15 protein-coding genes, 1 tRNA gene and 1 pseudogene are annotated in these 13,253 nt (G+C 67.0%); 7 read left to right on the forward strand and 10 right to left on the reverse strand.

Annotation, left to right across the window (positions count from 1 at the left end):
* Nucleotides 1-124: 124 nt before the first annotated feature.
* The 3 genes from I2456_RS26995 to I2456_RS27005 all read right to left on the reverse strand — a co-directional run bounded on the left by I2456_RS26995 (nucleotide 125) and on the right by I2456_RS27005 (nucleotide 1,220).
* Nucleotides 125-214, reverse strand: a tRNA-Ser gene (locus I2456_RS26995).
* 29 nt (nucleotides 215-243) lie between these two features.
* Nucleotides 244-702: a nucleoside deaminase gene (locus I2456_RS27000; protein ID WP_085075505.1), complete on the reverse strand. Its 459-nt coding sequence runs from the start codon at nucleotides 700-702 to the stop codon at nucleotides 244-246.
* The gene (locus tag I2456_RS27005) at nucleotides 699-1,220 is read right to left on the reverse strand and encodes a tRNA adenosine deaminase-associated protein (protein ID WP_085075506.1); all 522 of its coding nucleotides are present in this window, start codon (nucleotides 1,218-1,220) and stop codon (nucleotides 699-701) included. The genes I2456_RS27000 and I2456_RS27005 overlap by 4 nt, the downstream gene beginning before the upstream one ends.
* A gap of 121 nt (nucleotides 1,221-1,341) precedes the next feature.
* Between I2456_RS27005 and I2456_RS27010 the strand changes: the two genes are divergently transcribed.
* Complete coding sequence (locus I2456_RS27010) at nucleotides 1,342-2,286, forward strand: prephenate dehydrogenase (protein ID WP_085075507.1); 945 nt, start codon at nucleotides 1,342-1,344, stop codon at nucleotides 2,284-2,286.
* On the opposite strand, the gene I2456_RS27015 is transcribed toward I2456_RS27010, so the two are convergent.
* The 5 genes and pseudogenes from I2456_RS27015 to I2456_RS27035 form a co-directional block, all read right to left on the reverse strand.
* The gene (locus tag I2456_RS27015; protein ID WP_068034216.1) at nucleotides 2,249-2,848 is read right to left on the reverse strand and encodes a putative glycolipid-binding domain-containing protein; all 600 of its coding nucleotides are present in this window, start codon (nucleotides 2,846-2,848) and stop codon (nucleotides 2,249-2,251) included. The two genes, I2456_RS27010 and I2456_RS27015, sit on opposite strands and share 38 nt — an antisense overlap.
* Nucleotides 2,849-2,852: 4 nt before the next feature.
* On the reverse strand, nucleotides 2,853-3,569 hold the full coding sequence (locus I2456_RS27020) for an ABC transporter permease (RefSeq protein WP_085075508.1): 717 nt from the start codon (nucleotides 3,567-3,569) through the stop codon (nucleotides 2,853-2,855).
* A complete protein-coding gene (locus tag I2456_RS27025; protein WP_085075509.1) occupies nucleotides 3,566-4,249 on the reverse strand; it encodes an ABC transporter permease in 684 nt (227 codons plus the stop codon). Before I2456_RS27025 ends, I2456_RS27020 begins: the two co-directional genes overlap by 4 nt.
* Nucleotides 4,234-5,347, reverse strand: a pseudogene (locus I2456_RS27030) (ABC transporter ATP-binding protein). The gene I2456_RS27025 and the pseudogene I2456_RS27030 overlap by 16 nt, the downstream one beginning before the upstream one ends.
* Nucleotides 5,348-5,352: 5 nt before the next feature.
* Entirely contained in the window at nucleotides 5,353-6,291 is a 939-nt protein-coding gene (locus I2456_RS27035; RefSeq protein ID WP_085075511.1) for an ABC transporter substrate-binding protein, read from the reverse strand.
* Nucleotides 6,292-6,391: 100 nt separating this feature from the next.
* On the opposite strand from I2456_RS27035, the gene I2456_RS27040 reads away from it, so the two are divergent.
* Nucleotides 6,392-6,748, forward strand: a complete 357-nt coding sequence (locus I2456_RS27040; protein WP_068034205.1) for a LapA family protein — start codon at nucleotides 6,392-6,394, stop codon at nucleotides 6,746-6,748.
* A gap of 18 nt (nucleotides 6,749-6,766) precedes the next feature.
* Here the strand turns inward: I2456_RS27040 and I2456_RS27045 are convergent, their stop codons facing one another.
* Together I2456_RS27045 and I2456_RS27050 are read right to left on the reverse strand one after the other, a co-directional pair.
* On the reverse strand, nucleotides 6,767-7,819 hold the full coding sequence (locus I2456_RS27045; RefSeq protein ID WP_068034203.1) for a phosphotransferase family protein: 1,053 nt from the start codon (nucleotides 7,817-7,819) through the stop codon (nucleotides 6,767-6,769).
* Nucleotides 7,820-7,842: 23 nt separating this feature from the next.
* Nucleotides 7,843-8,448 carry a histidine phosphatase family protein gene (locus I2456_RS27050; protein ID WP_085074950.1) on the reverse strand — a complete coding sequence of 202 codons (606 nt, stop codon included), beginning with the start codon at nucleotides 8,446-8,448 and terminating at the stop codon, nucleotides 7,843-7,845.
* A gap of 88 nt (nucleotides 8,449-8,536) precedes the next feature.
* Here I2456_RS27050 and I2456_RS27055 point away from each other — a divergent pair, with 88 nt between their 5' ends.
* The 5 genes from I2456_RS27055 to I2456_RS27075 are packed head-to-tail and all read left to right on the forward strand — an operon-like array spanning nucleotide 8,537 to nucleotide 13,249.
* Complete coding sequence (locus I2456_RS27055) at nucleotides 8,537-9,583, forward strand: phosphotransferase family protein (protein ID WP_085074949.1); 1,047 nt, start codon at nucleotides 8,537-8,539, stop codon at nucleotides 9,581-9,583.
* A 1-nt stretch (nucleotide 9,584) separates the two neighbouring features.
* The gene (locus tag I2456_RS27060) at nucleotides 9,585-10,349 is read left to right on the forward strand and encodes an SDR family NAD(P)-dependent oxidoreductase (RefSeq protein WP_068034197.1); all 765 of its coding nucleotides are present in this window, start codon (nucleotides 9,585-9,587) and stop codon (nucleotides 10,347-10,349) included.
* A 16-nt stretch (nucleotides 10,350-10,365) separates the two neighbouring features.
* The gene (locus I2456_RS27065) at nucleotides 10,366-11,673 is read left to right on the forward strand and encodes an acyl-CoA dehydrogenase family protein (RefSeq protein WP_085074948.1); all 1,308 of its coding nucleotides are present in this window, start codon (nucleotides 10,366-10,368) and stop codon (nucleotides 11,671-11,673) included.
* Entirely contained in the window at nucleotides 11,670-12,281 is a 612-nt protein-coding gene (locus I2456_RS27070; RefSeq protein WP_085074947.1) for a TetR/AcrR family transcriptional regulator, read from the forward strand. The genes I2456_RS27065 and I2456_RS27070 overlap by 4 nt, the downstream gene beginning before the upstream one ends.
* Nucleotides 12,281-13,249 carry an NADPH:quinone oxidoreductase family protein gene (locus tag I2456_RS27075; RefSeq protein ID WP_085074946.1) on the forward strand — a complete coding sequence of 323 codons (969 nt, stop codon included), beginning with the start codon at nucleotides 12,281-12,283 and terminating at the stop codon, nucleotides 13,247-13,249. Before I2456_RS27070 ends, I2456_RS27075 begins: the two co-directional genes overlap by 1 nt.
* Nucleotides 13,250-13,253 lie beyond the last annotated feature (4 nt).

The following is a 13,253-nucleotide window of genomic DNA, read 5'->3' on the forward strand; positions in this document are numbered from 1 at the left end:
AGCCGGGAAAGCAAAACACACAGCTAAGCGGCGGCCGCGGGCGCTCATTGTGACGACTTCACGAGCGGCACATCGATTGAGTTCAAGTAGCCCCTCTGACCTGCAGTGCAGATCGAGGGGGCTGTGGCGGTGGCGGAGGGATTTGAACCCTCGGACGGTGTTAGCCGTCACACGCTTTCGAGGCGTGCTCCTTAGGCCGCTCGGACACGCCACCGTCGAGCAGCTTACCCAACCGGACGCCCCTCACCCCAATCGCTGCCGATCGAAGAACTCCTCGAGCGGAACGGCGCACTCCGCGGCCAGCACACCGCCACGCACTTGGGGCCGGTGGTTGAGCCGACGGTCACGCACCACATCCCACAGCGATCCCACCGCACCGGTCTTGGGTTCCCAGGCGCCGAACACCAGCCGGGCCACCCGGGCCAGCACCAGCGCGCCCGCGCACATGGTGCACGGTTCGACGGTAACGGCCAGCGTGGCGCCCTCCAGCCGCCATCCGTCGCCGAGCGCGCCCGCGGCCGCCCGCAACGCCAGGATCTCGGCGTGCGCGGTGGGGTCGCCGAGCAGCTCTCGGGCGTTGACCGCGCGGGCCAGTTCGGTGCCATCGGCGTCGACGACGACGGCACCGATGGGCACGTCCCGGGGCCCTGCCGTCGCCGCAACCGCCAAGGCGGCGCGGATCAGTTCTTCGTCGCTGGTCACCGACCCAAGCGGTCGATCACCGCGGACAGTTCATCGGCGAAGCCCATCTCCCGGGCGATGCGCCCTAATTGCTCGTCGGCGTACAGGTCGGTCTCGTCGAGGATGACGCTCAGCACCGCTTCGGGAAGGCCGACGTCGGACAGCAGGCCCACGTCACCTTCCTCGAACGGGTCGGCATCCTCGAGGTCTTCGGGATCGATTTCGGCGTCGAGATTGTCCAGCACTTCGGCGGCGATGTCGTAGTCCAGCGCGGCGGTCGCGTCGGACAGCAGCAACCTCGTCCGCGCGGGCGCGGGGCGCACGATCACAAAGAATTCATCGTCGATGTCCAGCAGTCCGAACACCGCCCCGGAGCTGCGCAGCTCGCGCAATTCTCTCTCGGCGGCGGCCAGACTCGTCAGTGCCTTAGGGCCCATCAACGAACAGCGCCATCGTCCTTCTTCGCGCACGACAGCTACCGCGAAGCCGTCCGGATTGTCCGCCGACGGGCCTGTTGCTGAAGCCCGTTGTGCTCCCATGGGCGCCTACGCTAGTCCCCGCCAAGCGCTCTGACCAGACAGGGAGCGTTCGGCCCGGCCCCACCCGCCAGCCCCGCTCGCCGCCGAATTGTGCCAACCTGGAACCGTGGCGACGACACCGGTGTGCGTGCTCGGGCTGGGCCTCATCGGCGGTTCGATCATGCGAGCCGCGAAAGGCGCGGGCCGCGAAGTCTTCGGCTACAACCGGTCGGTCGAGGGCGCCCAGGGCGCCCGCTCGGCGGGATTCGACGCCAGCACCGAGCTGAGCGAAACGCTGAGCCGCGCCGCCGAGGCGCAAGCGTTGATCGTGCTCGCCGTTCCCATGCCGGCCCTGCCCAGCATGCTCGACCACATCCGTGAGTCGGCGCCGGACTGCCCGCTGACCGACGTCACCAGCGTCAAAGGCGCGGTACTCGACGAAGTCTGCAAGGCCGGCCTGCTGCAGCGCTTCGTGGGTGGTCACCCGATGACCGGCACCGCACATTCGGGCTGGTCGGCCGGGCACGGCGGGCTGTTCACCAGGGCACCGTGGGTGCTCAGCGTCGACGACCACGTCGATCCGCGGGTGTGGACGCTGGCGATGAACTTGGCGCTGGACTGCGGCGCCGTCGTCGTGCCGGCCCGATCCGACGAACATGACGCCGCCGCGGCCGCCATCTCCCATCTGCCCCACCTGCTGGCCGAGGCGCTGGCCGTCATCGCCGGGGAAGTCCCGCTCGCGTTCGCACTGGCCGCCGGGTCCTTCCGCGATGCCACCCGCGTCGCCGGCACCGCTCCGGACCTGGTCCGCGCGATGTGCGAAGCGAACTCCGGCCAGCTGCTGCCAGCAGCCGATCGGGTCATCGAACTGCTCAACCGCGCGCGCGACTCATTGGCGAGCAACAACTCGGTGGCGGAGCTGGTCAACGCGGGCCACGCCGCCCGGAAACGCTACGAAAGCTTCCCCCGCTCCGACATCGTCACCGTCACCATCGGCGCTGAGGACTGGCGTGAGCAGTTGGCGGCCGCGGGCCGAGCCGGCGGCGTGATCAGATCCGCTCTGCCAACCCTGGATAGTCCACAATGAAGCCGTCGCCGTCGACGGTCACCACGGTGTCGGCGACCGGCGACCGCAACTTGATTCCGTCCAGCCGTCCCTCGCTGGTGTAACTGACCGTGGCCGCACTGACCGTCATCTCAGGCACGTTGACATAGACGATCGGCAACGCGACCGACTCGGCGCGCTGGTGCAGACCCAGGCGGCGGATCGGGAACGCGTTGAAGAACGGGCTGAACACCACGTCGACGTCCAAGGCGCCGTTGTAGGCCGCGCGCCGTTCACCTTGGTGATCGGTGATCAGCCACATGTTCTCTTCGTCACGTGCGATCGCCAGCTGGCGTTCCCGCTCGGCCAGGGTCACCGTCAGCCCGAACCGCTTGGTGGCGCCGGTCTCGTCGGTCTGCAGTTCGTAGAAGGCGCCGAACGCCGGGCTGGTCTCCGTGGCAGCCGAAACAATCCGGCCGTTAGCCCGAATTCGATTGCCGGACAGCTGAACACGCACAGATTCCATGCGCGAGCAGTCTTGCGCGCGCCACGTCAGCATCGCTGGGTAGGTGGCGGGTGTCGGGTCAGAAGGGGCTGCGTTCACACCCCTACCGTAAGACGTGTCGATCAACCGTGGTGACTTTGTCCCGAAGTGACGCTCGCCGCAGTCGGCCGGTGCCCGGAGCCGCCGCCCACACCGCCGAAGCCAGGGCGCCGTCGAGGATGAGCGCCAACGCCGCGACCAGCACCGCCCCGACCAGAGCGACGTGGAATTGACGCTCCTTGATCCCGTCGATCAGATAGCGGCCCAGCCCGCCCAAGCTGGCGTAGGCGGCGACGGTGGCGGTGGCGACCACCTGAAGCGTCGCGCTGCGCAGCCCGCCGAGGATCAGCGGCAGCGCATTGGGCACCTCGACGCGCAGCAACACCTGGGTCTCGGTCATGCCCATGGCACGGGCCGCGTCGACCACCAGCGGGTCGACGGCCGCGATGCCCGCGTAGGTGCCGGCCAGTAGCGACGGAATCCCCAGCAGCATCAGCGCGGCGATCGGCGGACCCATGCCCAGACCGAACACCAGCACACCCAACAGCAGCACGCCCAGCGTCGGCAGCGCGCGCAGCCCGTTCACCGCGCCCACCACCACCAGCTGACCACGGCCGGTGTGGCCGATGAGGAGCCCGATCGGGATGGCGATCAGCGCCGAGGCCGCGACCGCCAGCGCGGTGTACTGCACGTGTTCGGTGATGCGCGCCACGAGCCCGTCGGGGCCGGCCCAGTTGCCGGCGGTGGTCAGGTAGGACAGCGCCTGTCCGATGAAGTTCATCGGGCGCCGCCCACGATCGGGGCCCTGACCAACCGGCGCCGGCGAGTCCGCGCGCGCTGCCACGGCGTGGCCAACCAGCCGGCCAGATTGAGCAGCGTGTCGATGACGACCGCCAGCGCGAACATCGCGATGATGCCGGCCAGGATCTGATCGGTCTTATTCGTCTGATAGCCGGCGGTGAACCAGGTACCCAACCCGCCGATGCCGATCACCGCACCCACCGAGACCATCGCGATGTTGGTCACCACTACTACCCGCAGCCCGGCTACCAGCACCGGAATGGACAGCGGCAGCTCGACTTTGATCATCCGGCCGATGGGGGTGTAGCCCACGGCCGCGGCCGCGTCCCGGATGTGGTCCGGCACGGCGTCCAGCGCTTCGAGGACCGCCCGCACCAGCAGCGCGGTGGTGTAGGCGGTCAGCGCGACGATGACATTGGCCTCGTCGAGCATGCGGGTCTTGATGATCAGCGGCAGCACGACGAACAGCGCCAGCGACGGAATGGTGAACACCAGGCTGGCGGTCGCGGTCGTCACCCGGCGCAGCAGTGGTCTGCGCTGCACGAAAACGCCCAACGGCACCGAGATCAGCATGCCCAGCAGTACCGGGACGAGGGAAAGCCGCAGATGAATGACGGCCAGCGCCCACGCCGCGCCTTGATGCGTCAACAGGTAGTGCACCGTCTAGTCCCGCCGCCGGGCTGCCGCGGCGGCCAACACGTCGGCGGCCAGCACACCACCGACGACTCGCTTCGCCTCGTCGACGGCGACACCTATCGATGAGGGCGAGGACAGCGCGGCGTCCAGCGCCTGGCTGAGGTTGCCGCTCGGGTGGAACACCGATCCGACCGCGCTCACCGCTTCGGATAGCGGGGTGCCGGCGCGGTGCCGCTGCAGCCCCTCGGCGTCGATCCAGCCCAGCGGCGCGCCGCCGTCATCCACCACCAGCGCCCAGCCGTTGCAGAGTCGGGGGGAACCAAGCTCTTTCGCGCTCACCCGCTCGATCTCGTGCAGGGGCAGGCCAGTCGCGTCCAGCAGCTGAAGCCATCGGTAGCCGCGGCCCAGCCCGATGAACTTGGCGACGAAGTCGTTCGCCGGATGGGAAAGGAGCCGGGCGGGCGGATCGTACTGCTGTAGCACCCCACCGGGCCCGAAGACCGCCACCTTGTCGGCAAGCCGGACGGCTTCGTCGATGTCGTGGGTGACGAACACCGTCGTCTTGTGCAATTGGTTTTGCAGGCGCAGCATTTCGCTTTGCAGTTCGTGCCGAACGACGGGGTCGACGGCCGAGAACGCCTCATCCATCAACAGGATGGGCGGGTCGGCGGCCAGCGCCCGCGCCACGCCGACGCGCTGTTGTTCACCGCCGGAGAGCTGCGCGGGATAGCGGGTCGCCAGTTTCGGGTCGAGGCCGACGCGTTCGAGCACCTGGTAGGCCGCGGCGCGGGCGGCGCGGCGCGATTGCCCCTTGAGCACCGGCACCGTTGCGACGTTGTCGATCACCCGTTGATGTGGCATCAGTCCGGCGTTCTGGATCACGTAACCGATTCCGCGGCGCAGCGCAACCGGATTGACGGTCGACACATCCGCCCCGTCGACGGTGATGGTGCCCGATGTCGGCTCGACCATTCGGTTGATCATCCGCAGCGCCGTCGTCTTGCCGCATCCGGACGGACCGACGAAGACGGTGAGTTCGCCGGCGGGTATCTCGATGCTCAGCTTGTCGACCGCGGTGGCGCCGCTGGTGAAAACCTTGCTGACGTCGGCGAAGGTGATCATCGGTACTAGGCGCCCAAGGATCGGTCGAAGCCGTTGTCGTGCACCCATTTCCGCGCCGCCTGGTCGGGATCGACACCGGAGTTGCCCGACACGGCGGCATTGAGTTCGGCCAGCCCGGCGGTGGTCAACTTCGCCGAGACCGCGTCCAGCACGTCTTTGAGGCGGTCGGACTTCTTCTGCGAATTCACCAGCGGCACAATGTTGCCGGCCAAAAAGTTGTGCTCGGGGTCTTCCAGCACCACCAGATGATCCTGCGCGATGGACGGTGACGTGCTGAAAATGTTGGCGGCGGTAACGGTTCCGTCCACCAGCGCCCGCACGGTGACCGCGCCGCCGCCATCGTTGATGATCTTGAAATTGCCGGGGCGGACGTCCAGGCCGTACTTCTGGCGCAGCCCAGCCAAGCCGGCGGGCCGACTCTGGAAGGCCGAGGGCGCGGCGAACTTCACCTCCGCGGAGTGAGCGGCCAAGTCGGCAATGGTCTTGAGTTTCCAGGCAGCAGCGGTCGCACTGGTCACCGTGACGGTGTCAGTGTCCGAGGCCGGTGACGGTGTCAGAATCGACAGGTCGCCGGGCAGACGCTTGTAGAGCCCCAATTCCACGGCGTCGAGGACCGTTTCTTTGCAGTCGGGAGCGAAGTACAGCAACAGGTTGCCGATGTATTCCGGCACCAGGTCGATGGAGTGGTCCTTCAGCGCCGGTATGTAGGTTTCACGGCTGCCGATGCCCATTCGCCGCCCCACGTCGAAGCCGTTGGCCTGCAAGGCCTGTGCGTAGATTTCTGCGACGATCTGAGACTCCGGGAAGTCCCCGGAACCGACAACGATTGATTTGATGCTGCCCGTGGTCGACCCGAGCGGATCCGCACTCCCGCAGGCCACCGCAAAGAACACCGTCGTCAGCCACACGACCGCACCGAACGTCGCCCGGCGCAGCGTCCTCATGCCGTCGACAGTATCGTCAGAGACGCCGCGACGCCGCTTGCTGACACTTTCCCCGCCAAGTTTGGTTTCAATCCGTGCTGAAGGGGACAAAGATGGGACTATGACCAGCATTCCCCCTGGCACACCTGCACAGCCACCCCCGCCTCCCCCACCACCCGAGCCCCCGACGCCCGCATCCCGCGCGGCGGTCAAGGACCCGACGTCCAAGTTCACTCGGACCGGCGCGCTCTGGTCGGCGTTGATCGCCGGCTTCCTGATCTTGATTCTCTTGTTGATCTTCATCGCCCAGAACACGGCGTCGGGCCAGTTCCAGTTCTTGGGCTGGCATTGGACCCTGCCGCTGGGTGTCGCCATCCTGTTGGCGGCCGTCGTCGGCGGCTTGATCACCGTCGCCGCGGGCACCGCACGCATTGTGCAGTTGCGCCACGCCGCCAAGAGGAACTTCGCGGCCCGCTAGTCCGCAAGCCGCCGACCGCTAGGAAACCGGCTTGGAAATCTCGGCTAGTCCGCGCGAGATCAGCGGCGCCACCACCTCGGGCGCCACGTCGTCCGACTCGTCTTTGCCCTCGGCCAGCAGCGACATCCGCCGGCGAAAGTCGATGCCCGCGGCGATGATGGCGAGTTTGAAGTAGGCCAGGGCCATATAGAACTCCCAGTGCCCCAACGACTGCTTGGAAACCAGTGAGTAGCGGTCGGCCAGCTCGTCGGCGGTGGGTAGCAGCGGCGACGTCCAGGCGGCTTGCGCATTGACGATGAGGTCCAGCGCCGGGTCGCGGTACACGCACATCAGCGCGGCGTCGCTGAGCGGATCGCCCAGCGTCGACAATTCCCAGTCCACGACCGCGCGCACCCGCGTCGGATCGTCGTTGTCGAGGATGGTGTTGTCGATCCGGTAGTCGCCGTGCACGATCGAGGTTCGGCTCTGCTGGGGAATGGCTTCCTGCAAGGCCTGGTGCAGTCGGGTGACATCGGCGTCGCGGTGGTCGTCGGGTAGCCGCACCAGCTCCCACTGCGAACCCCAGCGACGGACCTGGCGCTCCAAGTAGCCGCTGGGCTTGCCGAAGTTGCCGAGGCCGACCGCCTCGGGGTCGATGCTGTGCAGGTCGACGAGCACTTGGATCAACGAGTTGACGCAGCCGTCGATGACGGTGCGGCTCAGCGATTCCAGCTGAGCCCGCCGCCGCACCACCTGGCCGACGACGAATTCGACGATCTGGAACGGCGCGCCGAGCACCGAGTCGTCCTCACACAGCGCGATGGTCCGCGCTACCGGCACCGGGGTGTCCTGCAGCGCGGCAACCACTTTGTATTCGCGGGCCATGTCGTGCGCGGACGGCGTCAGGCCATGCAGCGGTGGGCGGCGCACCAGCCAACTCGTCGTGTCGTCGTAGACCCGGAAGGTGAGGTTGGAGCGGCCGCCGGAGATGAACTCGCCGCGTAACTCGCCGTCGCGTTCGATGTCCAGCGAACGCAAATACCCGTCCAGCGCAGGCAGGTCCAGCCCGTCGAGTTGGTTAGCCGATGTCACGAGACTTGTTTACCAAAGCCGAGCTAGCGCTTATTCCGCGGCAGCAGATCCCACACGTGATCGGTGGCATTGACGGTCGCAACCGTCGCCTGCCCACTGCGGGAGAACAACAATCGGGTGACCGACGCGTAGTCGATGGGAAACGACAGCAAGCGCGCGGTCCCCAAGATCTCGTGCAGGATCACGTTGATGACGCCGCCGTGGCTGAACGCCGCAACGGTGTCGTCCGGGTCGGCGGCCGCCACCAGGTCGTCGATCGCCGCACGGACACGCGCGCGGAAGGCGTCTTCGTCGACGGCGCTGGGCAACTGGCCTCGGGCCATGCGAGCCCACTCCTGCGGGAATTCGTCGCGGATCTGCTCGACGGGGATGTAGTGGGCCATGTCGCGGTCGTATTCGGCCAGGCGGTCGTCGATGTCGACTTTCAGTTGATGAGCGGCCGCGACCGGTTCGGCGGTCTGGATCGCCCGCCGCTGGGGGCTGCTGAGCACCCGGGAGATGGGGAAGCGAGCCAAGGCGTTGGGTAGCCGCGCAATCTGAGCCAACCCCTCCTCGGACAACTCCGGATCTGCGCCCTGACCGTGGTCGCTGCGCAGCGGCAAGGCGTGGCGGACCAGAAGCAGTTGCATGCGCCAAGCCTCGCACGCGAGTTCTGCGGCTCTTTGAGCCCTGGTCAGAGAATGCTATTCTCCGCACGGAGAGTGGGGTGTGCTGAGGATGGCGACTGCGAGCAGAACCGAACCGGATCCAGAAGTTCTCGGCCCCTGGCTGGACCGCAATGACGCTCCGGGTGCCGGCGCGCAGCCCGTGTTGGAGCAGTTGAGCGGCGGCTCGCAGAACACGCTGTACCTGGTGCGACGCGGTGACGAATCGATGGTCCTGCGCATGCCCGGGCCGCGCGCCGACGCCGCCCGTGTCGACGGGTTGTTACGGGAGATCCGGCTGGTTCGAGCGCTGAAGGGCACCGATGTGCCGCATGCGGAGCTCATCGCCGCCGACGAGTCGGGATCGGTGCTGGGACTGCCGTTCTACGTGATGCGCGCGATCGACGGGTGGAGCCCGATGGACGGCGGCTGGCGAGCGCCGTTCGATACCGACCTCACCGCCCGCCGTGGCTTGGCGTTCCAGCTCGTCGAAGGCGCCGCCAAGCTGGGCCGAGTGGATTGGCGCGCGCAGGGCCTCGACGGCTTCGGCCGACCCGACGGCTTCCACGAGCGGCAGGTCGATCGCTGGCTGAAGTTCCTCGACGCCTACCGGGTGCGCGACCTCCCCGGCCTGGACGAGGCCGCCGAGTGGTTGCGGCGCAACCGGCCGACGCATTACACCCCGGGCATCATGCATGGGGACTATCAATTCGCCAACGTGATGTTCGCTCATGGCGAGCCGGCGCGGTTGGCCGCGATCGTGGACTGGGAGATGACGACCGTCGGTGATCCGCTGCTGGACCTGGCCTGGTCGCTGCTCGGCTATGACGGCGAAGAGCCGCGGGCCGACGGGTTCTACCTCGACATGCGCGGCATGCCCACGCGAACCGAGTTGCTGTCCCACTACGAGTCGGTTAGCGGGCTGTCTACCGAAAACATCGACTACTACTTGGTGCTGGCCAACTGGAAACTCGGCATTGTGCTGGAGAAGACCTATGCCGCGGGGGTGCGCACCGGGAATGTCGATCCGAAGATCCAGGATGCGTTCGGCGCGATGATCCCGCAGCTGATCGCCACCGCGGCCGAACTGGCTCGCTCGCTACCTGCCAAGGCCGGCTGACATGGGTTATGCCGACCAGCTTTTCGACCTCAGCGGCCAGGTGGTGCTGATCACCGGCGGCAGCCGCGGCCTGGGTCGCGAGATGGCGTTCGGCGTCGCCCGCTGCGGCGCCGATGTGGTGATCGCCAGCCGCAACATGGACAACTGTGTGTCCACCGCCAAGGAGATCGAAGCCGAAACCGGGCGCAGCGCCATGGCATATCAGGTCCACGTCGGCCGCTGGGATCAGCTCGACGGCCTGGTCGACGCGACGTACGAACGGTTCGGCAAGATCGATACGTTGATCAACAACGCGGGCATGTCCCCGCTCTACGACAAGCTCAGCGACGTCACCGAGAAACTGTTCGACGCGGTGGTCAACCTGAATCTGAAAGGACCGTTCCGGTTGTCAGCCTTGGTAGGCGAACGGATGGTCACCGCCGGTCGCGGCTCGATCATCAACGTCAGCTCGGCCGGATCGCTGCGCCCGGGCGCCGATATCGTCCCGTATGCGGCGGCCAAAGCCGGGCTCAACGCTATGACCGAGGGACTGGCCAAGGCGTTCGGGCCGGCCGTGCGGGTGAACACGTTGATGGCCGGACCGTTTCTCACCGATGTGAGCAAGGCCTGGAATCTCGACGCCGCGACACACAATCCGTTCGATCACCTGTCCCTGCGGCGCGCCGGCAATCCGCCCGAGATTATCGGCGCCGCTTTGTTTTTGGCGTCCGACGCGTCCAGCTTCACCACCGGCTCGATTGTGCGCGCCGACGGCGGTATCCCCTGACGACTAGGAGTAATCGATGGCATGGGACTTCTCCACCGAACCCGAGTTCGAAAAGAAACTGGACTGGATCCGCGAATTCGTCCGCGAAGAGGTGGAACCGCTCGAAGTGCTGTTCCCTGGCTGCGAATTCCTGCCGCTCAACGACGAACGTCGCCGCATCGTCGACCCGCTCAAGCAGCAGGTACGCGACCAGGGGTTGTGGGCGCCGCATCTGGGCGCCGAACTCGGCGGGCAGGGTTTCGGCGCGGTCAAGTTGACGCTGATCAACGAAATTCTCGGCCGCAGCCCCTGGGCCCCAATTATTTTCGGGACGCAGGCACCCGACACCGGCAATGCCGAAGTCCTCGCCCGGTTCGGCACCCAAGAGCAGAAAGACCGATATCTGCAGGGGTTGCTGTCCGGGGAGATCTTCTCCTGTTTCTCGATGACCGAGCCGCAAGGCGGCGCCGATCCGCGGGTGTTCACCACGCGCGCCGTCCGTGATGGGGACGGCTGGGTGATCACCGGCCGAAAGTTCTTCTCCTCCAACGCCGCTGTGGCGTCGTTCTTCATCGTGGTCGCCATCACCAATCCCGACGTGGCGGTGCACCACGGCGCCTCGACCTTCTTGGTTCCCGCCGACGCCGAGGGTTTGACCGTCGAAGCCAACCACCACCTGGTCGGCGCCCTGCCGCATGAGCCGGGCCACTCCGTGGTGCGTTACGACGGGGTGCGGGTCGGTCCGGATGCGCTGCTGGGTGAGCCGGGCCAAGGCTTCCTCATCCTGCAAACGCGGCTGGCCGGCGGACGACTACACCACGCCATGCGATCGATCGGAGTGGCTCACCGTGCGGTCGAGATGATGTCGCGACGGGCGAAAAGCCGCTTCACCCAAGGCAGTGCGTTAGCCGACAAGCAGTTGGTGCAGCAATTCATCGCCGACTCCTACACCGAACTCATGCCGTTTCGGCTGGCGGTGCTGCACGCCGCGTGGCTGATCGACACCGTCGGTGAGCACGCCGCGCGCACCGAGATCGCCGCCTGCAAAATCCTCGCATCGCAGGTGCTCAAATCCATCGGGCTGCGCGCTATTCAGGTACATGGCGCGCTGGGCACCACCGATCAGCTGCCGTTGGTCAATGTGCTACTGGGCGGTGTGGCGCTGGGGTTGGCCGACGGGCCGACCGAAGCGCACAAGGTGAACCTCGCCAAAATGCTGCTGAAGAACTACGACGCCGAAGACCCGGAACTGCCCAGCGAATTGTTGAGCGTTCGCCAAGAAGCCGCCCGCGCAAAATACGGCGACCTCGTCACGTCGGTTCCTTCCCTGCCCGATTCACCATGACCAGCAGGGTCGTCGCGGCGGTCGAGCGGGCCCTCGACGAGCGGCAACGCGAGGCCACCGAGGAAGTGGAGCGCATCCTGGCCGCGGCGGTGCGGGTGATGGAGCGAGTGGCGCCCGACCCGCCTCGGGTCAGCGACATCGTCACCGAGGCCGGATCGTCCAACAAGGCGTTCTACCGGTACTTCGCGGGCAAGGACGATCTCATCCTGGCGGTGATGGAACGCGGGGTCAGCATCGTCGTCTCCTACCTGGAACATCAGATGGCCAAAGAGTCGCGGCCTCAAGACAAGATCGCGCGCTGGATCGAAGGCACGCTGGCTCAGGTGGCCGACCCGCAGTTGAGCAGCATGAGCCGGGCGGCGGCAGGTCAGATGTCCTACGGCGCCAGTTGGCACGCCGCAGACCAGGAGATGATGCGGCCGCTGCGAAACCTGTTGGTAGCCCCAGTCGGCGCGCTGGGCAGCACCGACGTGGATCGGGACGTCGAGGCCGTCTTCGGCTGCACATCGGCCATGATGCGCCGCTACCTGGGATCAGCGGACCGGCCCGGACCTGCCGACATCGAGCATGTGGCGCGATTTTGCCTGCGCGGGTTGGGTTTCAGTTGATGCGCGCCATCGTTTGCCGTGCCTACGGTCCACCGGAAGACCTGGTGCTCACCGAGGTTGCCGAACCTGTTGCCGGCCCGGGCCAGGTGCTGGTTCGGGTGCACGCGGCGGCGGTGAACTTCCCCGACGTGCTCTTCATCGCCGGGAAATACCAGATCCGGATTCCGCCGCCGTTCGTTCCGGGGAACGAGATCGCCGGTGAGGTCATCGGCGCCGGGCCCGACTCGCCGCTGCGTCCCGGGCAGCGGGTGTTCGGTCCCACCATGGGAGCATTCGCCGAGTGCGCCCTGCTGGATGCGGCGTCGGCGGGGCTTGCCCCCGACGACGTCGACTTCGCGTCGGCGGCGGCGTTCGGTGTCACCTATCGCACCGCGTATCACGCGCTGCGTTCGGTCGCCCAAGTGGCCGAAGGAGATTGGGTGGTCGTGCTCGGCGCCGCCGGCGGGGTCGGGCTGGCCGCCGTCGACTTGGCGGTGGCCATGGGAGCGCGGGTGCTGGCCGCCGCGTCGAGCCAGGAAAAGCTGGAGTTGTGCCGCCAGCGCGGCGCACAGGCCACCGTCGACTATGAGCGTGAAGACCTCAAGATCCGCATTCGCGAACTGACCGGCGACGGCGCCCGCGTGGTGCTCGACCCCGTCGGTGGTCGGTATTCCGAGCCGGCGCTACGGGCACTGGCGCGCGGCGGAGTGTTCGTCACCCTGGGTTATGCTGCCGGCACCATCCCGGCGATTCCACTGAATCTGGTGCTGCTCAAAGGCATCACGGTGCGCGGCATGGAGATTCGCACCTTTACCACCGACCACCCCAGCGCGGCGGCGCGGGACATCGCCGAGCTTTCCGAGATGTTCACCGCGGGCAAGATTCGGCCCTACATCGGTGCACGGTTCCCACTGGCGGAAACCGCCGCGGCGCTGCGCCAGGTGGCCGAACGCAAGGTGCTGGGCAAGGTCGTCATTGACGTGACTTGATCCT

It is taken from the genome of Mycobacterium kubicae, from assembly GCF_015689175.1.
Lineage (GTDB): Bacteria > Actinomycetota > Actinomycetes > Mycobacteriales > Mycobacteriaceae > Mycobacterium > Mycobacterium kubicae.